The sequence below is a fragment of the Mariniflexile gromovii genome (assembly GCF_017814435.1).
GTDB lineage: Bacteria > Bacteroidota > Bacteroidia > Flavobacteriales > Flavobacteriaceae > Mariniflexile > Mariniflexile gromovii.
Window position 1 is genome coordinate 417,589 of record NZ_JAGJCB010000001.1, and the last position, 19,067, is coordinate 436,655.

Here is a 19,067-nt window from a genome sequence, read left to right on the forward strand (position 1 = left end):
AAATTAATTACAACGCATTGCAAAAACTCAATTTTCCTAAGTTTTCATTTCGATTCAAAAATAGCGAAAATAAAATTTCTATTTTTGATGACATCCGTAAAAAATTTGTGATTTTACAACCCGAAGAATGGGTGCGCCAACATTGTGTTCAGTATTTGATGATTGAAAAAAAATATCCGAAATCATTGATTAATGTTGAAAAAGAACTCTCTATCAACAATTTAAAAAAGCGGTACGACATTGTAGTTTTTAATCCCAATGGCAGCATACACCTAATAGTAGAATGCAAAGCGCCAAACATCACCATTAACCAAGATACTTTTGACCAAATTGCACGCTACAATTTATCTTTACAAGCTACTTTTTTAATGGTTACTAACGGCATAAACCATTATTATTGCCAAATGGATTTTGAAAACGAGCGTTATTCTTTTTTAAAAGATATCCCGAATTACAATTAAAAATGGACAATTAAAAATTAACAATGGGGAATGAAATTGAACAAAAATTAAAAATTGCAATTGTTGTCCTTAACTGGAATGGCAAAAAATTATTAGAACAATTTTTACCATCGGTTATAGAACATTCAAAAGAAGCTACGGTTTACGTAGCCGATAATGCTTCAACCGATGATTCCGTAAATTTTGTAAAAACAGCATTTCCCTTAGTAAAAATTATTCAAAACACAGAAAACGGTGGTTATGCAAAAGGTTACAACGATGCTTTAAAACAGGTTGAAGCCGATGTTTTCTGCCTTCTTAATAGCGATGTTGAAGTTACCAAAAACTGGTTAACTCCTATTATTGAAACCTTTAATAACGAATTTAACAGCGCCATTATTCAACCAAAATTATTAGATTTTAATAAACGAGATTATTTTGAATATGCTGGAGCTGCAGGTGGTTTTATAGATAAATACGGTTACCCATATTGTAGAGGACGTATTTTTAACACCATTGAAAAAGATAACGGACAGTACAACGATACCTCAGAAATTTTTTGGGCATCGGGTGCTTGTTTATTTATTAGAAAACATGTGTTTAACGAACTGAATGGGTTGGACGAAGCTTTTTTTGCCCATATGGAAGAAATAGATTTATGTTGGCGCGCAAAAAACAAAGGTTACGCTGTTAAATATGTTGGTCAATCTACCATTTACCATGTGGGAGGCGCCACATTAAGCAATACAAACCCTAAAAAAACCTTCCTTAATTTTAGGAATAGTTTGTTTGCAGTAACAAAAAACGCCCAAGGAAACATCTTTTTTATTATCCTAATACGGCTAATTTTAGATGGTGTTGCAGGAATTAAATTTTTGCTAGAAATGAAGCCAAAACATATTTTAGCCATTTTGAAAGCACATATTAGTTTTTATGGCCATTTAAAGCAACTTTTAACACAGCGAAAATCAACAAAAAACAAAATAAAGTACTACAAAAAAGCATCCATTGTTGTCGATTATTTCATTAAAAACAATGTGTTTTATAAAAGTTAACAAGTTGTTTGCAAAAATTTTGTTAAAATCCTGCAAACAATCGTTTTTTACATATTTTTGCACAAACAAACAAGAAATATTAATCCCTTAAATAATTATGAAGAAAATTTTTTTATTAAGTGTATCTGCAATGCTTGTATTAAGCTCATGTGTTTCTAAAAAGCAATTTACAGATCTTGAAACTAAATACAAAGAATCTCAAGATTTATTAAACTCTGCAACCGTTAAATTAAACACATGTTTAGAAGATAGAGCTTCTGCTACTGCAAGAGCAAAAGCATTAGAAGAGCAAGTTTCCGATTTAAGAAAAAGTAACGACAACTTACAAATACTATCTTCAAAAGGAGCTAGTAACATCGAGAAAACTTTGGAAAGCATCAAAGAAAAAGACATGAAAATTACACGTCTTCAAGATGCATTAACTAAAAAAGACAGTATTACACTTGCTGTAGTAACTAGCTTAAAACGTGAAGTAGGTATCAACGATCCAGACATCGAAATCAATGTTGAAAAAGGTGTAGTATTTATTTCTATTGCCGATAAATTATTATTCCAAAGCGGTAGCTACAATGTAACTTCAAAAGCTAAAGAAGTACTTGCTAAAGTTGCAAAAGTAGTAAACAGCAAACCAGATTTCGAATGTATGGTTGAAGGTCATACTGATAACGTACCTTACAATGGTGGTGTATTAATTGATAACTGGGATTTAAGTGTGAAGCGTTCTACTTCTATCATTAGAGTATTACAAACACTTGGTGTAAACCCTGCACAATTAATTGCTGCTGGACGTGCTGATTATGTGCCATTAGTAGAAAACAATTCTGCAGAAAACAGAGCAAAAAACAGACGTACTAGAATTGTAGTACTTCCTAAAATCGATCAATTCTATGATATGGTTGAAAAAGAAATGAAAAACCTTTCTGTTCAAAAATAATTAGAATTTAGAATAAATAAGAAAGCTCAACTGTAAAGTTGGGCTTTTTTTATACTCATTATTTAAAAAGTTATAATGGCGTTTCCCTATCGGGTCAGGCTTTCGGCTATATCTTTTTTTCGTGCCTCAAAAAAGGATGCCGCCTCAATCCTTAACCCAGCCTACCTATGTAGTTGAGTAACAAAGCGATTTTAAGTCATGCCGAACCAAAGTGAGACATCACACAAATAAAAAATGTTGAAGTTAAATCTAAAAAATTATGCGACCTTCGCCCCCATCCGAAGTGACAGGGAATCACCATAAATATAACTCTAAAAAATTTCTAAACCCCCTTTGCCTTCTCTCACTACTTCGGGTTCATGTCCTGATAAATCAATAACCGTAGAAGCATGGTTATCACCATAGCCACCATCAATAACCAAATCCACCAAATTATCCCATTTTTCTAAAATAAGTTCGGGGTCGGTAGTATATTCAATAACCTCATCTTCATCACGTATGGAAGTAGAAATAATAGGGTTTCCAAGTTTCTTTACAATTTCTAACGCTATATTGTTTGCAGGAATACGAATACCAACCGTTTTTTTCTTTTTAAACGGATTTGGCAAAGTGCTGGAACCCGGAAGAATAAAGGTATAGGGCCCAGGAAGTGCCCGTTTCAATATTTTAAAGGTAGAAGTATCAATTTGTTTTACATAATCGCTTAAATGGCTCAAATCGTGACAAACAAACGAAAAATTAGCTTTTTCCAACTTCACACCTTTTATTTGAGCCACGCGTTCTAAAGCTCTTAAGTTATTAATATCGCAGCCCAAACCATAAACCGTATCGGTAGGATAAATAATTAAACCTCCTCGTTTTAAAACAGCTACTACCTTATCAATCTCTTTAGAATTAGGATTTTCTTCATAAATTCTAACAAACTCAGCCATAATAATTATCTTGTAATACCGTTAAAAGTAAATATAATTTTTGTTATGAAGTATCTTAATCTATTTTTCTTCTGCTTTGTTCTTTCAATTTCTTTTTTTAACTGTGAAAACGAAACAATAAACAACTCAAATAACGATTTAAACCCTTCAAAAACATATCAAGAATTAAACATTTCCTATGGAAATGACACCGATCAAATTTTCGATTTATACTTACCGGCAAATAGAACTGCAAACACAAAAACACTTATTCTAGTTCATGGAGGTGGATGGTCTTCGGGTGATAAAGTTGATATGGATCCCATCAAAGATTTAATTCGTCAAGATTTACCAAACCTAGCTATAGTAAATATTAACTACCGATTGGCCGATGCCAATAACAACCCATACCCTATGCAAATTGATGATATTACTACCATTATAAACTATCTGAAAACCAATAAAATCAAGTATACCATTTCAGATAATTTTGGCTTTATAGGTACTAGTGCTGGTGGCCATTTGGCATTACTTTGGAGTTATGCTTTTGACACCCAAAACAATATAGATATGGTTTGCAGTATTGTAGGACCTACAAATTTAACCGACCCCCTTTATTTAAACAATACCAATGCGGAGTTGCAAGCCATGTTGGATTTATACGGTGTAAATGCCGAAATTTCTTTTTTAGAGGAAGTAAGTCCGTTGCACCGGGTAACAGCAACTGCACCTCCAACCATTTTATTTTATGGCGCCCAGGATCCTTTAATACCAACTACCCAAGGCACCAATTTACGGGACAAATTGGAAAATTTAAACGTGACGCATCAATTTACTTTATACCCCTATGGAGGGCATGGATGGATTGGATTGGATTTATTGGATACATGGATAAAACTAAAAGCATTTACCCAAACACACCTTTAATTGATTAACAATATGATATTCATTGTGTTTTTAAACACAAAAAAAGCAACTTAAATTGAAATCTAAGTTGCTCTTTTTCGCTATTAACCTTCTTTAAATAGTATAAAATTATCTCATACCGCCACCTGGAGGTCCTCCCATACTACGACCTTGTTCACCTTGACCAGAGTTAGATGCAGTTTTAGGTTGCTTTTCTTCTTTTGTTTTTTCTTGATATTTCAACCATTTGCCATATTGTTTTTCACTAAGCAAGGCTTCTAAAGTTTTATTCAAATTTTGTTCAGCTTTTTTTACGGCATCTTTGGCAGGTTGAATTTTAGCATTTATTAATGCTTTCGGGTCATCCTTTGTATCTGTATATCGTTCTCTGCTATTATTATCTCCTCCCATCTGTTGGTTACCCCTCTGCCCTCGTTTAGATTTTAGAGTCGTATTCACATATACATTTAATGTGTCAAAATTATCTTTATTAAGCAATGCAATTTCATCCATTTTAATATTGTAAGTTCCAATAGCACGACTTACATTTTGAATCAAATTTTTATCCTTTTTAATTTTACTCTTTTTCATGGCCTCTTCAGCATCATACTTAAAAATACCAGCTACTTGTGTAGCATTAAATTCTGGCATTTCTTCTTGCTGCTGCATACCGCCACCTCTTTGACCCATACCGCCACCTTGTTGTGGCCCACCCATACCGCCTCCACCTCGTTGGGCATAAGCTAAACTCATACTCAATACGAATACTAATAACAAAATCTTTTTCATGTAATTTTTAAGTTTTTTAAATTGAATTGTATCTCTACTTTATATATAGATACCAAAACACGAAAAAACTTGTGGTGTGAATATGACTTTTTTTTTCTAATAAATAGGCTTGACCGAAATCAATCTTATACTACTGTCTCTTCGAGCATTGCCAAAACCAAAACGTGTTTAGGTTGAAGGTTGCTAGCAAAGCGAATTGAGAGGTTTTTTAAACTTAATAACTTCAAAGCTAGGTCTCAACTGCACTCGACCTGATAAAAAAGAGGTGATTTCACGATTAACCTATAACCTCCAACTTGGCAAACCTCAATAATAATTTTTTAACACCTCCGTGCTGAAACTTAATTTCAGCTTTAACATCGGCTCCAGCGCCTTCTATTTTCATAACTTCACCAGCACCAAAACGCATGTGCTTAACAAGGTTTCCAACTGCTAATTTACTGTCAAATAAATTGGTATTACTATCAGTAGCTGCAACGGGTTTTAAATTTTTTGGTGTGGTTACTTGGTTTCTTACAGGCTCTTGTTTTGTTGAACTGCCTTTTTTCAATACGGCTTGTTTTGCAGGTTTAAACCTTATTTTGTTTGGTTCAACATCTCCAAAAATATCAGCATCAAGCATGGGGTTAAAACGACGCTCTTCAATGGGTGTGGTAATATCCAAATATTGTTCATCTATTTCTTCAATAAAACGGCTTGGTTCAGAATCTACCAATTTACCCCAACGGTAGCGCGAGAGTGCATAGGTTAAATACGCTTGTTTTTCGGCACGTGTTAAGGCTACATAAAATAAACGGCGTTCTTCTTCCAATTCACTGCGTGTGCCCATACTCATGGCACTTGGGAATAAATCTTCTTCCAAGCCCACTATAAACACATATGGAAACTCCAAACCTTTGGCCAAATGTATGGTCATTAATGCTACGTGGTCTGTATCGCCTTTATCAGCATCTAAATCGGTAGCTAAAGCGACATCTTCTAAAAACTCAGCTAAATTCCCTGTGGTATCGGCCAATTCTTTTTGTCCTTCCACAAAATCTTTCATACCGTTTAAAAGCTCCTCTATGTTTTCCATTCTGGTGACACCTTCTGGCGTACCATCTTTTTTAAACTCGCTTATTAAACCACTGGTTCGGGTAACGTGTTCGGCTAATTCAAAAACATCTGCCGTTTGATTCATTACCTGGTAACTTTCAATCATGGTAACAAAATCTAGAAGCTTTCCTTTAGTACCAGAATTCACTTTTATATCGGTCTTATCGATGTTTTTCATTACCTCAAAAATAGACCGTTTGTAACCGTTTGCCGCTACCACTAGTTTATCTATGGTTGTTCCGCCAATACCCCTAGGTGGAAAATTAATCACACGCTTTAAGGCTTCTTCGTCGGCAGGATTTATAATCAATCGTAAGTACGATAAAACGTCTTTAATTTCTTTTCGTTGGTAGAATGACAGGCCTCCATAAATTCGGTATGGAATATCACGTTTTCTCAACGCATCTTCAATAGCACGCGACTGGGCATTGGTTCTATATAAAACAGCAAAATCGCTATTGGGCACATGATGTTGTATTTTGTTTTCCCAAATGGTACTTGCTACAAAACGTCCTTCATCACCATCGGTTAATGAACGGTTTACCACTATTTTTTCACCTTCATCATTCGCTGTCCAAACTACCTTATCTAATTTGGTTTGATTTTTTTCTATGATGGAATTGGCAGCATTTACAATATTTTTGGTAGAACGGTAATTTTGCTCCAATCGAAACTCTTTTACATCATCATAATCTTTCTGAAAATTCAAAATATTACTAATATTCGCACCACGGAAGGCATATATACTTTGCGCATCATCACCCACCACACAAATATTTTGAAATTTATCAGCTAAAGCCCTTACAATTAAATACTGCGAATGGTTGGTATCCTGATACTCATCAACCAAAATGTATTTAAAGCGGTTTTGGTATTTCATTAACACCTCCGGAAAACGCGTTAGTAACTCATTGGTTTTCAATAGTAGATCATCAAAATCCATAGCCCCTGCTTTAAAACAACGCTCAACATACTCTTTGTAGATATCGCCCAAACGCGGACGTCTCGCCATGGTATCGGCTTCAATAAGTTCTGGATTTTGGAAATAAGCACGCACCGTAATCAAGCTGTTTTTATACGATGAAATTCTGGAACGAACTTGCTTATATTTATAAATATCTTTATCAAGATTCATTTCTTTGATGATAGACGAAATTAATCTATCAGAATCCTGTGTGTCGTAAATGGTGAAATTACTTGGGTACCCTAACTTATCGGCTTCAATACGTAAAATTTTAGCAAAAACCGAATGAAAGGTTCCCATCCATAAATTTTTCGCTTCACTTGTTCCTACAATAGTGGCAATACGCTCTTTCATTTCACGTGCCGCCTTATTGGTAAAGGTTAGTGATAAAATATTAAATGGGTCGATACCCTCGCTCATTAAATAAGCAATTCTATAGGTAAGCACACGTGTTTTACCCGATCCTGCACCGGCAATTATAATCATGGGCCCATCTTTTTGTATGGTAGGCTCTAATTGCGCTTCGTTTAATTGACTTAAATATTTTTCCAAAATTGCATAAAAGTTTTACGACGTGAAATTAACCATTGTTACGCTTTTAATTAAACCGATTTATTAATAATTATAAACAATTCATATATAATTTCACTCTAGTTAATTTTTAGATATATTTATACTTTAATAATTTTTTTATAATACTATGTTTTCATTTTTATCAAGTATTGCCTGGTGGGGCTGGATATTAATTGCTTTGGTATTGGTTGCCATACGAGATGTTTTTATCCAAAAAGCGCATACAATAAGTCATAACTTCCCTATTGTAGGCCACTTGCGATATATTCTGGAAAAATTTGGGCCTGAATTAAGACAATATTTTGTTGCAAACAACAGAGAAGAACTCCCTTTTAACCGAATAGAACGCGGTTGGATTTACGCTTCTGCAAAGAAAGAAAACAATTACGAAGGCTTTGGCACAGATAGGGATATTTATGCACACCATCATATTTTTATAAATAATGCGATGATGCCTTATCAAATTAGTGAAAACCACCCCAATTCTATTGATAAAACATTTTTACCATGTGCTAAAGTTATGGGCGCTTTTCATAAACGAAGAAAACCTTATAGGCCAGCTTCAATTATAAATGTATCGGCTATGAGTTTTGGCTCACTTTCCGCGAAAGCGATAGAATCTTTAAATAAAGGAGTAAAAATTGCTGGTGCGTATCATAACACAGGTGAAGGAGGATTATCGCCATATCATTCTCATGGTGGCGATGTTATTTTTCATTTTGGAACGGGTTATTTTGGAGTTCGTGCTGCTGATGGTGGTTTTTCAATGGAAAAATTGGTAACACTGGTTGAAACGAATCCATTTATAAAAGCTATCGAAATAAAACTATCACAAGGCGCAAAACCTGGTAAAGGAGGTGTGCTTCCTGGTGCAAAAATAACCGAAGAACTTGCCTTTATTAGAGGCGTGGAAATTGGTAAAGATGTGTTATCGCCTCCAAACCATAAAGCGTTTTCAAATGTTACTGAAATGGTAGATTTTATTGAAAAAATTGCGGAAGCAACCGGACTTCCCGTTGGAATTAAAGCTGCCATTGGAAAATTAGATCAATGGGAAGAACTGGCAGATATAATGGCTGAAACCGGCAAAGGCCCTGATTTTATTACCGTTGATGGTGGTGAAGGTGGCACTGGTGCAGCACCGCCTAGTTTTGCAGACCATGTTTCGTTACCTTGGGTATACGGTTTCAGTGATTTGTATAGATTGTTTCAAAATAAAGGTTTGAGTGAACGTATTGTATTTATAGGCAGTGGCAAACTGGGGTTTCCAGCTAAAGCGGCTATGGCATTTGCCATGGGAGCAGATTGTATTAATGTGGCTCGTGAAGCCATGATGAGTATTGGCTGTATTCAAGCGCAAATATGCCATACAAACCGTTGCCCTAGTGGTGTAGCTACTCAAAATAAATGGTTACAAAATGGGATTGATCCTACTTTAAAATCGCAGCGATTAGCACAATATTTTAAAACCTTTAGAAAAGAATTGATTGAAATTACGCATGCCACTGGGTACGAGCATCCTTGCCAGTTTACAATGAGTGATGTTGAAATTAATGTAGATGACCACAACCTTTCAAAAGAGCTAAATAAAACCTATATGTATGAAAAAACACCTGTGCCATTTACTTCCATGCAAGATTTAAAAGATTGTTTATATTTGGGCGGGAAAACTAGTTAAAAAAACACCTACTTAACCAAACAATATTTTTTATGGATGCCAACAGATTTATTGACCTATTATTATTCGCCATACCTTCATTGCTTACAGGCCTAATTGCCTATTACTTTTTTAAGGAACACACCAAAAATGAAGATGGCAGAAGACGCTTTTTGTTAAAAAAAGATTTACAGGTAAACGCCCTGCCTATGCGCTTACAAGCCTATGAACGCATGGTGTTATTTTTAGAACGCATCACACCTTCTAGCTTATTAATAAGAATATCTCCAATGTCCTCAAATAAAGAAGCTTATGAAGCTTTAATTATACAAAGTATTGAACAGGAGTTTGAACATAATTTAACGCAGCAAATTTATGTGAGTGAAAAATGCTGGAGTATCATCAATGCTGCAAAAAACGCAACCATTCAACTTATACGAAAAGCCAGTTTACTTGAAAAAACAGATAGTGCCAACAAACTTAGAGAGGTTATTTTAATGGAAATGATGGAACGCCGTTCACCTAGTGATGCTGCTTTATCCTTTATAAAGGAAGAGGTTTCTGAATTATGGTAAATTACTCCATTCTCAATTCATTCGACATGGCTTGTTTATCTTTGTCTTTGGCGTAATCAAACCCTTGTTGCCACCAATCAACCATTAATTTTTTATTGAATATCAACGAGTTTTCAGTCAGTTTAGAAGGCGTATAATACAAATTAAGCTTTACATCTCTGTTTTTTGCCGCTAACTTGCCTATAAGGATATCGCTTCGTTCTACTTGGTCCAACAAATGTCCAAACAAATTAAGCATTAATGAAAAGGGATTTTTACCCAGCACTTTCATGTACTCCATATTTTCAGATTCCAAAACAACCGCATCAATTTCGGTGGCACCACGCTGTATAGCTTCTCGTATGGGCACAACACAACCAAAAGCACCATCGGCATACTCAAAACCATCCACTTTTGCTAAAGACATAAATGGAATGTAGTTACATGAAATCCAAATCCATTCACAAAACTCTTCATATGAAAAATCTTTAATGGACTTATATTCGACCCTGTTTTGTGATAAATTTGAAACCGTAACAACTACATCTTCTTTAGTGGTTCTGATTAAATGATATTCTTCTTCAGTAAAATGCTTTTTTAAATATCTTTTAAGTGCTTTGCTCTCTCCAAAAGTGCGCTTCATTTTTATAAATTGCCAAAGCGAGTTTAAAAAGTTTATGGACACATATTCTCTATCACCTTTTCTTCGGGTCCTGAACGGGTTCACACTAAAAATATTACTTTGCTTCACATCGGTAAACACATCGTAAATTTTGTCAATTTTGCCAGCAGCAATGTGCGGCACTAACAAACTTCCGGTGGACGTACCCACAAACAAATCGTATTGATACCCTTTTTCTTTAATTAAAAATTCTGCAACGCCTCCCGCATAAGCCCCTTTACTTCCGCCACCTGATATTACTAATGCTCTCATAATTAATTTTCTAACTGACTTGTTTTTTGGTTTTTGAATCTTGCAAAATCATAACCACTTTGCCACCATTGTGTCATTTTTTCTTTGTTAAAAATAAGGGAATTCGTGGTTAAAACAGTCGGTGCATAATAAAAATTGATAATCGCATTATTATGGCTTGCAGTAAACTTTCCTATTCTTATGTTTTGGGATTCAATTCTATCCAACATAAAAGCAAACATATTTGTTAATAATGAAAATGGATTTTTAGAAGGCAAACGGTTAAATTGATTCGTTTCGGTTTGCAAAATAATAGCATCAACCTCGGTAGCACCTCTATTTATGGCTTCCTCGATAGGCACCATATTGCCCAAGCCTCCATCAGCATATTCGCAACCGTTTTTTTTAACTAAAGTCATGAAAGGTGTGTAGTTGCATGATATCCAAACCCAATCTATAAACTCATCGTAATCAAACTCCTTTAAACATTTGTACTCGACCTGATTTAGCGATAAATTAGAAACAGTTACAACAACATCTTTAGTATCATATTTCAAAACTAGAAACTCCTCTTCAGTTAAAGTTTTTTTAATTAAATTTCTTAGGTTATAGCTTTCTCCAAATGTTTTGCTGCCTCTTAATAGATTAAACAGAACGCTTACATGGTTTATTGCTATATTTTGACTACCATGTTTTTGCTTAACCACAAATGGACACACATCAAAAATACTTTCGTTAGTTACGCTGGTATAAACATCTTTAATTTTCTCAATTTTTTTTAAAGCCAAATGAGACGCCAATAAACTGCCTGTGGAGGTGCCAATATACAATTGGTAATCACGTTTAAGCTCTTCAATTAGGTATTGTGCAACACCGCCTGCAAATGCACCTTTACTGCCACCACCAGAAATTACCAATGCTTTCATTTTTTATAGGTGTTTATTTGCTCTAACATAACTTTTGCGAATTTTGAAAACTGCCAACTATGGTGTGTTGTGGCTTGTTTTAAATTTTCAATACAAACGGAGTTACAAGCATTTATTTGTTGTAAATATAAAAAAGCATTCTGACGAATTTCAAAATTATAATTAGGATTTGTATAGTTGTTTAATTCATCAAAATATTGTTTTTTGTTTTCTGGTTCAAACGCTTCTGTCACCAATGCTAAAGCTAACCATAAAATACGAATGTTTTTGTCATTAAACCCTTCAATTCCTTTTGTTTTATTTAGATACTTACTTCGCTCTTGCGGAAAATTCAACCATAAGTTGAATAGTGCTTTTTCAATGGTAATGTACGATTTGTCGTTTAATAGGGTTTCATAATCTTCTCTTAATTCTGAAGGTATTTCTGTTAGGTTTATAGCAATGGCTTGACGGACTTTTAAATCTTTTGTGCTGAAAGCTTTTATATAAATATCGTAATCTTCAACAAGTGTTATTAACTCTTTAGAAAAAATGAGTTTTTTGATTTCAGAATATGTAGCCTTATCAATAAATCTATTTAAGCTAAAATTTGGAGAATGTGAGGAAAATAACAATTCACTTTCTAAGACATCTAATTTTGAAATAATTTGTGAACTATTCTTCAATATGTCATAACATTTTGAGTAATTGAAACTTTTGTCGTTAAGCCAATCATCAACAAAACCCGCCAAATTCTTCCCACTAGCCTTCTCAACTTCCCTAATAAAATCATCAGTCTCTACATTTTTAAACTGATAGTTGATTAAATAATTTTTAATGGCCGTTTTAAAAGCTTTATCGCCTACTTGCTCGCGTAGCATATGTAAAACCCAAGCGCCTTTTTTGTAAAACGTGGTACTACTCGATTTGGGGTCTAATAACGATGTGTTTTGTCCTAATGTATCCTGCTCTAACAATTCTTGGGCATATTCATATAGCTGCCAGTAGTAATAATCTTCTCCAAAAACTTCTTTTTCCGCTAATAAGGCATAATACGTAGCAAAACCTTCTTGAAGCCAATGGTGTGTTCCGGAAGTTTCAGTAACCAAATTACCAAACCATTGATGCGCCAATTCGTGGGCATTTACATTTACATAATTTTTATCCACAAAAGCAATAGAATCAATTACATAACTATCGGCAAAAATAGTGGTACTGGTGTTTTCCATACCGGCATACAGAAAATCTTTAACAGGTACTTGCTTGTAATTTTGCCAGGGGTACTTCACACCTATTTCTTCTTCTAAAAAATTGAACATAGGCTTGGTATAGCGATATGTGGGCTCCAATTTTAAAGAATCTTCTGGGTAATAATACATTTCTAAAGGAACCCCGCTTTTTGATTTTTCAACCTTTTTCTTATATTTCCCAATAGCCAAGGCCACTAAATAGCTGCTCATGGGTTTTTGCATATCGTAATGCCATGTAATTGTTGATTCGTTAATTTGTTGATTCGTTAATTTGCCATTAGCGATTACTTGGTAATTCTTGTCAAATTCAATACTTAAATCGAATTCTACTTTCTCACTCATATCATCAAAACTTGGCAACCAGTTACTGGTGTATTTGCCCTGACCTTGGGTCCAGATCTGTTTATTTCCTTCCTCAAAACCCCAATCAATAAAATACATGGCTTTTTTGGGGCTCGTTTTCCACGCAATGGTTACTTTATGGTTTGTGTTTGCTTTAAAAGGATGTTTGATGATTAGATGTTTTCCGTTATATAAACTTCCTGCAATGGTTTCATCTAAAACATATTTTATTTCCGAAAAAGCAACAGCATCAACATAAACGGAATCTGTGTTTTGTAAAATTTCAAACTCATAAGTAATAGTACCCCCCACTTCTTTTTTGCTCAAATCTCCAAAAGCAATAGCTGCTTTTGCTTTTTTAAAATCAACATAATCAGCTTGTTGCCCTTCAGCAATAAAATTTACAAAAAAAAAGAAGACTAAAAGAATTCGAATCATAAGAATAACGTATCAACGATTAAGCCAAAATACGCAAATTTTCTATTTTATGAATTGCATGAAAAGCAGTAAATTCGTCTTCTATGACTACCAATCTTCAAACTCCTATCGATTATTTAAAAGGCGTTGGCCCCAATAGGGCCGATTTGCTACGGAAGGAGTTGGGCATTCACACCTATCAAGATTTAATAAACTTATTTCCAAATAGATACATAGACCGGACCCGTTATTACAAAATCAGCCAACTCCAACAAAGTAATGCTGATATACAGGTGATTGGGAAGCTTGTTGAATTTAAAGAGGTAGCGCAAAAACAAGGGAAGCGTTTGGTTGGCACCTTTCAAGATGAAACGGGTGTGATGGAATTAGTTTGGTTCCGTGGGCACAAATGGATTCGTGATAGCATAAAATTAAACAAGCCTTATGTTATTTTTGGTAAGGCCAATTGGTTTAATGGTAGGTTTAGCATGCCGCATCCAGAAATGGAACTATTGGAAGAACACGAGAAAAACTTACGTTCTGCCATGCAACCGGTATACCCTTCTACCGAAAAATTATCAAATAAAGGCATTAGCAACCGTGTTGTAATTCAAATGATGCAACAATTATTTATTGAAACTGGCGGACGGTTTGCTGAAACTTTATCTGAACCGCTACGTTCAGAATTAAAATTGATCAGTAAAGGTGACGCCCTTTTTAATGTGCATTTTCCCAAAAGCCAGGAGTTGTTGGCACGTGCACAATTCCGGTTGAAACTTGAAGAGCTTTTCTATATCCAACTGCAACTTATCATCAAAAATTTAATTCATAAATCAAAAATTAAAGGGTTCCCTTTTGAACATGTTGGCGATTATTTTACAACCTTTTTCAACAACCATTTACCATTTGAATTAACTAATGCACAGAAGCGGGTTATAAAAGAAATTAGAGCCGATTTAGGTAGCAATGCCCAAATGAATCGGTTATTGCAAGGCGATGTGGGTTCTGGAAAGACCATAGTAGCGTTTATGTCAATGTTAATGGCACTTGACAACGGTTTTCAAGCGTGTTTAATGGCGCCGACTGAAATTTTGTCAGTCCAGCACTATAACGGTTTACTAGAGCATTGTAAATTATTGAATATCAGAATAAAAATACTCACAGGTTCAAGTACTACTTCAGAAAGAAAAAAAATTCATAAAGCTTTAGAAAATGGTGAATTGCAGATACTCATTGGCACCCATGCATTACTTGAAGATAAGGTAAAATTTAAAAATTTAGGGCTCGCCATCATTGATGAACAGCACCGTTTTGGAGTGGCACAAAGAAGCAAATTATGGCATAAAAACTCGTCGCCCCCACATGTTTTGGTAATGACAGCCACCCCTATTCCGCGTACCTTAGCCATGTCGGTTTACGGGGATTTGGACATCTCAGTTATTGACGAATTACCTGCTGGAAGAAAGCCTATAAAAACGGTTCATAGATACGACAAAAACCGTTTGAATGTTTTTAAGTTCATTAGAGATGAAATCAAGAAAGGACGCCAAATTTATATCGTATATCCGCTCATTCAAGAAAGCGAGGCTTTGGATTATAAAGATTTGATGGATGGCTATGAAAGTATTTCTAGAGACTTCCCTATGCCCGAATATCAAATTTCCATTGTACATGGTAAAATGAAACCTGCCGACAAAGATTTTGAAATGCAACGCTTCATTAAAGGTGAAACACAAATTATGGTTGCCACCACAGTTATTGAAGTGGGCGTAAATGTGCCTAACGCATCCGTAATGATTATTGAAAGCGCAGAACGTTTTGGACTTTCACAACTCCATCAGTTGCGTGGTAGGGTTGGTCGTGGCGCCGAACAGAGTTATTGCATTTTAATGACGGGACACAAACTAAGCAACGACAGTAAAACCCGATTGGAAACCATGGTAAAAACCAGTGATGGCTTTGAAATAGCCGAGGTGGATTTACGTTTACGGGGGCCAGGAGATATTATGGGAACACAACAAAGCGGTGTTTTAAACCTTAAAATTGCCGATATTATAAAGGATAAAGATATTTTGCAAAGCGCACGCTTTTACGCTAAAAAACTACTTAAAGACGACCCTAAACTATCCAACCCAGAGAACAAAGTTGTACTAGACACCTATAAAGCTTTAAGTAAGTTTAAAAATATTTGGAATTATATCAGCTAACTTATATAAACCAAGTTTAATTACCCAAGGAAGCTATCCACGCATCAATTAATTTAACACCTTCGGTATGTACCAAATTTTTGCCTATTTCCGGCATTACAATATCTGGCTCTAAATGCTTCATTCTAAATAATAAAATAGATTCATTCGGTTTTCCTTCAACTATATCATAAGATAAATTTCCAGAACCCTTTCCTGCGGCAACAGGCGGTTTGTTTATTCCTAATTTGTATTGATCCGTTTCGCTATAAACCAAATGTAGGCCGGATGTTTTAGCAGAACCTCCATCTTGGTGGCAATGGGCGCAGTTAACATCTAAATAAGCTCTCGCTCTTTCGTTTAATGAGCCAGAATTAGGGTCTAAATAATTTGGAAATTTATGTACGGCATCCAAGTTATCTAAATCTTTTAGCATTTTATTATCTTTTAAATATGCCAATTGATTTTTTACGATAGAATCCTGAAAAACATGCTTCATATTTAATTGCCTCGGAGTTGGCCCTAAAGGCACAATAGTTTGGTCTTTAACATGGCAATTTTTACACATATTGATATTGGGCACCGAATATTTAAATGCAATTTGCTTATTATCAGCATCGTTTCTCTCTATTATCAAATCAATATCCTTTCCTAAAATATATAAATAAGCCTCGGTTTGTTCTTCATTCCATATATAAGGCAATGTTTTCCATTGTTTGGTCTTTTCATCTTTTATAAGCAAACGGGTTTCAATGATAATATCTTCTTCAGTTTTCAACTCCTCGTTTTTATAATAAAAGTTTTTAATAATAACAGCGCCATTTGGAAAATTAAAAACGCTCTCATCTTTTACATAACTAAGTTGAGAACCTTCAGGCAACCATATAAAACGCTTTTTTGAAGCATAATCTGTAAATAATGGCGAATTCAACTCATAAGGGACAACCTGATTATTTGCTGGAATTAACTTATTTAATGGTTGATTAAAGAAGCCATAATCGGATAGTTTTTTCAACCCCAAATCCTCATAACTTAGCAATGTATCGTTGCTGGTTAAAAGTCCTGAAATGCTTTGGGAGTTGGAATTTTGTTGCGCCTGATATTCTTCTTTTTTCTTGCAACCAGTTATTAATAAGAAACCAATAATACTAATTGCAAAAATATTTCGACACATCGGTGGTAGGGTTTTTAAAATCATTTATCACATCTAAGGCGTAAAACGAAATGTCTTTATTCTCTTTTTCAAAACATATGGTGTACGGTGCTTCCGGAGCTTCTATACCATCCCACAAAACATCTATAGTTCTAATTGGTTTTTTTAATAATAATATTTTACCAAAATCGTTATTGATTGTTGGGAAAATATGCGAATTTGAATAGGCGTTTTTTCCAATTCTTATTTGCCTTGGATACGGATTGTAATTTTTATCCTGATCGAATTTACTATCTATCATACGAACATTTCCAACCACTCTTTTGCCTGTATTTGATGTTGTTTCATCAGATTTCTTATTCCGCTTACCCATTTCATAAATTAAAATATAACTGGCTATAGCTATGGAGCTTGTTTTATTATTGGTAAAAACATTATCATGAATATAAACATCTTCGGTTCCCAACACCAAACTACCCGTGCCCGAAGGTACTTGTCCTACAATAGCGCCTTTAGACGCGAAATTTTTGGTATTATTATCATAAACTTCATTATTGTAAACCTCAATGTTTGAACCATACTGCGTTAAACCCGGTAAATCAAACACCAATATGCCACCTGCGTTTTCATAAGCTTTATTGCCAAATATTTTTACGTTTTTAGAATTTTCACTTTCTATACCAGCTACGTTGTAAAAAGCCAGATTATTACTGATTGTTACATTAATTGACTGCCCCACATAAATACCAGCATCTGAAGACCCTATCGATCTGCAACCATCAATAACCACATTTTTACAAAGCACAGGGTAAAACGCATATGCGCCATTTTTTTCACTTACTTCTCCAGTCCAACTGCTTTCAACATTTTTAATGGTAATACCATCGGTATCCATCACTTTAATGTTATCGCCTTTTGCGTTTTCAACCGTTAAATCTTGTATGGTAATTGATGTGCAGTTGGAAACTCTAATTCCTTCAGCGCCTCTACTTTGCCCCTTAAAGTTCAACACGGTTTGGTCTATTCCCTTTCCCTTTATAATAACATGATTTAACCCTTCTAAAGAAAGCGACTGTGATATTGTAAAATGGCCTGCACCCAACTCAATTACCGTACTATCTTTTGCCAATAGAAATTTTGAAAGGATTTCATTTTCCTTTCCTTCAACATAATGACGCTCTGGAGTATATTCTGGAGTAGGTTCGTTTTTTATAACAAAATAAGTAACTAATAAGATAGCTAACAATAATCCTACGAAAATGAGTATTCTTTTGATATACTTAAATTTTGAAGTTAATATATTATCAAATTTATAGAAAATAAGTATTTCAATTAAAAAAGTCCTACTTTATTTTGAACTGCCCCCAAAAAGTTAGACACTATTTGAGGGTATTTTTATGGAAAGAAAAGTCAAGTACAATTACGATTTTAAACTTCGTTGCGTAAAGGAAGTGTTGAAAAATCATCAAACAGTAGACGCTGTTTCAAAATTATATGGTTGTCATCATACAACGCTTCATGATTGGATTCGGTTTTATGAAAAATATGGTGAAAAGGGATTACTACCCAGGAAGAATAAGGTCTACAGTTTACTCTTCAAGCTTAAAGTGATAAAAGCCATTGAAAAAGATTTATTATCTTTCAGTCAAGCTTGTATAAAGTTTAATATCCCTACTAAATCTGTAGTTATGAATTGGCATCGTAATTATAAAAAAGATGGTGTTATAGGCTTAAACCATAAACCAAGAGGTAAACCTAAATCTATGCAATTTAAAAGAGCAAAAAAGAAGTCTAATAAACCATTAACTCGGGAAGAAGAACTTTTATTAGAAAATGAATCTTTACGAGCAGAACTGGACTTGCTAAAAAAGTTAGAGGCCTTAATTCAACAAGAGCAAAACAAAAAGCACAAGCCATAACAGAATTAAGGCATAAGTATGATTTAAATGTATTACTACATCATACAAACATGGCAAGGAGTAGTTATCATTATCATCAAAAAAGAAGTCTTTTAATCGATAAA

Annotated in this window: 16 protein-coding genes; 8 read left to right on the plus strand and 8 right to left on the minus strand. The window is 34.5% G+C overall.

All coding sequences use genetic code 11. From position 1 onward, the window contains the following. Positions 1-17 precede the first annotated feature (17 nt). The 3 genes from J8H85_RS01865 (at position 18) to J8H85_RS01875 (ending at position 2,429) form a co-directional block, all read left to right on the plus strand. Entirely contained in the window at positions 18-461 is a 444-nt protein-coding gene (locus J8H85_RS01865; protein ID WP_209652108.1) for a type I restriction enzyme HsdR N-terminal domain-containing protein, read from the plus strand. A 23-nt stretch (positions 462-484) separates the two neighbouring features. After that, positions 485-1,495, plus strand: coding sequence for a glycosyltransferase family 2 protein (locus J8H85_RS01870; RefSeq protein WP_209652110.1), 1,011 nt, complete (start codon positions 485-487; stop codon positions 1,493-1,495). 97 nt (positions 1,496-1,592) lie between these two features. Then, positions 1,593-2,429, plus strand: coding sequence for an OmpA/MotB family protein (locus J8H85_RS01875; protein WP_209652112.1), 837 nt, complete (start codon positions 1,593-1,595; stop codon positions 2,427-2,429). Positions 2,430-2,740: 311 nt separating this feature from the next. On the opposite strand, the gene J8H85_RS01880 is transcribed toward J8H85_RS01875, so the two are convergent. Further along, entirely contained in the window at positions 2,741-3,361 is a 621-nt protein-coding gene (locus J8H85_RS01880; protein WP_209652114.1) for an L-threonylcarbamoyladenylate synthase, read from the minus strand. A 45-nt stretch (positions 3,362-3,406) separates the two neighbouring features. Between J8H85_RS01880 and J8H85_RS01885 the strand changes: the two genes are divergently transcribed. Then, positions 3,407-4,267, plus strand: a complete 861-nt coding sequence (locus J8H85_RS01885) for an alpha/beta hydrolase (protein WP_209652115.1) — start codon at positions 3,407-3,409, stop codon at positions 4,265-4,267. A gap of 108 nt (positions 4,268-4,375) precedes the next feature. Here the strand turns inward: J8H85_RS01885 and J8H85_RS01890 are convergent, their stop codons facing one another. After that, positions 4,376-5,035 (minus strand): hypothetical protein, encoded by a 660-nt coding sequence (locus J8H85_RS01890; protein WP_209652117.1) that lies wholly within the window; start codon positions 5,033-5,035, stop codon positions 4,376-4,378. Positions 5,036-5,312: 277 nt separating this feature from the next. Then, positions 5,313-7,646 carry an ATP-dependent helicase gene (locus J8H85_RS01895; protein WP_209652119.1) on the minus strand — a complete coding sequence of 778 codons (2,334 nt, stop codon included), beginning with the start codon at positions 7,644-7,646 and terminating at the stop codon, positions 5,313-5,315. A 148-nt stretch (positions 7,647-7,794) separates the two neighbouring features. On the opposite strand from J8H85_RS01895, the gene J8H85_RS01900 reads away from it, so the two are divergent. Together J8H85_RS01900 and J8H85_RS01905 are read left to right on the plus strand one after the other, a co-directional pair. Continuing rightward, positions 7,795-9,345, plus strand: coding sequence for an FMN-binding glutamate synthase family protein (locus J8H85_RS01900; RefSeq protein ID WP_209652122.1), 1,551 nt, complete (start codon positions 7,795-7,797; stop codon positions 9,343-9,345). 32 nt (positions 9,346-9,377) lie between these two features. Beyond that, complete coding sequence (locus tag J8H85_RS01905; RefSeq protein WP_209652124.1) at positions 9,378-9,899, plus strand: DUF7935 family protein; 522 nt, start codon at positions 9,378-9,380, stop codon at positions 9,897-9,899. 1 nt (position 9,900) lies between these two features. On the opposite strand, the gene J8H85_RS01910 is transcribed toward J8H85_RS01905, so the two are convergent. Genes J8H85_RS01910 through J8H85_RS01920 form a run of 3 tightly spaced genes read right to left on the minus strand, consistent with a single transcriptional unit; the run spans position 9,901 to position 13,726 of the window. Continuing rightward, on the minus strand, positions 9,901-10,812 hold the full coding sequence (locus J8H85_RS01910; protein ID WP_209652126.1) for a patatin-like phospholipase family protein: 912 nt from the start codon (positions 10,810-10,812) through the stop codon (positions 9,901-9,903). Between the two features lie 2 nt (positions 10,813-10,814). Then, positions 10,815-11,717, minus strand: coding sequence for a patatin-like phospholipase family protein (locus J8H85_RS01915; protein ID WP_209652127.1), 903 nt, complete (start codon positions 11,715-11,717; stop codon positions 10,815-10,817). Then, complete coding sequence (locus J8H85_RS01920; protein ID WP_209652128.1) at positions 11,714-13,726, minus strand: M1 family metallopeptidase; 2,013 nt, start codon at positions 13,724-13,726, stop codon at positions 11,714-11,716. The genes J8H85_RS01915 and J8H85_RS01920 overlap by 4 nt, the downstream gene beginning before the upstream one ends. Before the next feature lie 83 nt (positions 13,727-13,809). Between J8H85_RS01920 and recG the strand changes: the two genes are divergently transcribed. Next, complete coding sequence (gene recG / locus J8H85_RS01925) at positions 13,810-15,912, plus strand: ATP-dependent DNA helicase RecG (RefSeq protein ID WP_209652129.1); 2,103 nt, start codon at positions 13,810-13,812, stop codon at positions 15,910-15,912. 16 nt (positions 15,913-15,928) lie between these two features. Here the strand turns inward: recG and J8H85_RS01930 are convergent, their stop codons facing one another. After that, positions 15,929-17,065 carry an SO2930 family diheme c-type cytochrome gene (locus tag J8H85_RS01930; protein WP_209652131.1) on the minus strand — a complete coding sequence of 379 codons (1,137 nt, stop codon included), beginning with the start codon at positions 17,063-17,065 and terminating at the stop codon, positions 15,929-15,931. Beyond that, on the minus strand, positions 17,040-18,290 hold the full coding sequence (locus J8H85_RS01935) for a parallel beta-helix domain-containing protein (RefSeq protein ID WP_209652134.1): 1,251 nt from the start codon (positions 18,288-18,290) through the stop codon (positions 17,040-17,042). Before J8H85_RS01935 ends, J8H85_RS01930 begins: the two co-directional genes overlap by 26 nt. A 151-nt stretch (positions 18,291-18,441) precedes the next feature. On the opposite strand from J8H85_RS01935, the gene J8H85_RS01940 reads away from it, so the two are divergent. Continuing rightward, positions 18,442-18,963 carry a helix-turn-helix domain-containing protein gene (locus J8H85_RS01940; protein WP_209652136.1) on the plus strand — a complete coding sequence of 174 codons (522 nt, stop codon included), beginning with the start codon at positions 18,442-18,444 and terminating at the stop codon, positions 18,961-18,963. The last annotated feature ends 104 nt before the right edge of the window (positions 18,964-19,067 follow it).

Excerpts from the sequence above, each read along its gene's own strand:
- J8H85_RS01870 (WP_209652110.1), top strand. The coding sequence starts at position 485 with ATGGGGAATGAAATTGAACAAAAATTAAAAATTGCAATTGTTGTCCTT.
- J8H85_RS01875 (WP_209652112.1), top strand. The coding sequence starts at position 1,593 with ATGAAGAAAATTTTTTTATTAAGTGTATCTGCAATGCTTGTATTAAGC.
- J8H85_RS01880 (WP_209652114.1), bottom strand. The coding sequence starts at position 3,361 with ATGGCTGAGTTTGTTAGAATTTATGAAGAAAATCCTAATTCTAAAGAG.
- J8H85_RS01885 (WP_209652115.1), top strand. The coding sequence starts at position 3,407 with ATGAAGTATCTTAATCTATTTTTCTTCTGCTTTGTTCTTTCAATTTCT.
- J8H85_RS01890 (WP_209652117.1), bottom strand. The coding sequence starts at position 5,035 with ATGAAAAAGATTTTGTTATTAGTATTCGTATTGAGTATGAGTTTAGCT.
- J8H85_RS01900 (WP_209652122.1), top strand. The coding sequence starts at position 7,795 with ATGTTTTCATTTTTATCAAGTATTGCCTGGTGGGGCTGGATATTAATT.
- J8H85_RS01905 (WP_209652124.1), top strand. The coding sequence starts at position 9,378 with ATGGATGCCAACAGATTTATTGACCTATTATTATTCGCCATACCTTCA.
- J8H85_RS01910 (WP_209652126.1), bottom strand. The coding sequence starts at position 10,812 with ATGAGAGCATTAGTAATATCAGGTGGCGGAAGTAAAGGGGCTTATGCG.
- J8H85_RS01915 (WP_209652127.1), bottom strand. The coding sequence starts at position 11,717 with ATGAAAGCATTGGTAATTTCTGGTGGTGGCAGTAAAGGTGCATTTGCA.
- J8H85_RS01920 (WP_209652128.1), bottom strand. The coding sequence starts at position 13,726 with ATGATTCGAATTCTTTTAGTCTTCTTTTTTTTTGTAAATTTTATTGCT.
- recG (WP_209652129.1), top strand. The coding sequence starts at position 13,810 with ATGACTACCAATCTTCAAACTCCTATCGATTATTTAAAAGGCGTTGGC.
- J8H85_RS01930 (WP_209652131.1), bottom strand. The coding sequence starts at position 17,065 with ATGTGTCGAAATATTTTTGCAATTAGTATTATTGGTTTCTTATTAATA.
- J8H85_RS01940 (WP_209652136.1), top strand. The coding sequence starts at position 18,442 with ATGGAAAGAAAAGTCAAGTACAATTACGATTTTAAACTTCGTTGCGTA.